This window comes from Mycobacterium mantenii (assembly GCF_001667865.1).
GTDB lineage: Bacteria > Actinomycetota > Actinomycetes > Mycobacteriales > Mycobacteriaceae > Mycobacterium > Mycobacterium mantenii_A.
In genome coordinates, this window is record NZ_LZJP01000025.1 from 1 (window position 1) to 1088 (window position 1088).

General features: G+C 61.8%; 1 protein-coding gene. It reads left to right on the plus strand.

Annotated features, from left to right (window positions below; genetic code table 11):
- Positions 1–101: 101 nt before the first annotated feature.
- Entirely contained in the window at positions 102–1076 is a 975-nt protein-coding gene (locus tag A5688_RS03810) for an IS481 family transposase (protein ID WP_067909556.1), read from the plus strand.
- Positions 1077–1088 lie beyond the last annotated feature (12 nt).

Here is a 1088-nt window from a genome sequence, read left to right on the forward strand (position 1 = left end):
TGTACCCGGCAGGGACGTTGTTGACGATTCGGCTGTGAGAAGGGAGGACCTCCGGGCTTAGTGGAGATGTCTGACGTCTCTACTCACACACGGAGGTCCTCGTGCCCCACGCTAATGCCCGATTGAACATTCATGGTCGACAGCTACTCGTTGATCGCATTCTTATCGCTGGCCGAAAGCCCGCTCATGTCGCCGCCGAGCTGGGTGTGTCGCGTCAATGCGCGTATCGATGGCTCCGTCGGTACGTTGCCGAGGGGCCGGCCGGATTGGTCGATCGGTCCTCACGCCCGCACCGCTGCCCGACACGCACAGCGGCCGAGGTCGAATCCGCTGTGGTTGCATTACGCCGATCATCGCGACGAGGCCAACAGTTCATCGCCGATGGACTCGGCGTGCCGGCACGCACGGTCAGTGCAATCCTGCGGCGCCACCGGCTGCCCTATCTACGCCAGTGTGATCCATTAACCGGGCAAGTGATCCGAGCCTCCAAAGTCACCGCCGTACGTTACGAACGCGACCGTCCTGGCGAGCTGATCCACATGGACGTCAAGAAGATTGGTCGCATCCCTCAGGGCGGCGGCTGGAAAGCCCACGGACGGCGGATGAGCAGAACCAATGCCGCCAAGAAGGCCCGCACCGGCTACGACTATGTGCACTCAGCCATCGATGACCATTCCCGATTGGCCTACTCAGAAATCTTGCCCGACGAAAAAGGCGCAACCTGCGCCGCGTTCCTGACCCGCGCAGCGGCCTACTTCAACGCAGCCGGCATCAGCCATATCGAACGCGTTATGACCGACAACGCCTTCGCCTACCGCTACAGCACAGCGATACGCACGGTCATTAACAACCTCGGCGCCCGCCAGGTCTTCATCCGACCGCACTGCCCCTGGCAGAACGGCAAGGCAGAACGCTTTAACCGCACCCTGGCAACCGAATGGGCCTACTACCACGTCTTCACCACCAACGATGCTCGCTGCGCAGCCCTTGCCCCCTGGCTCGAGCACTACAACAATCAACGACGCCACTCAGCCATCGGAGGTCAACCCCCGGTCAGCCGACTGTCACCAACCTGACTGCCGGGTACA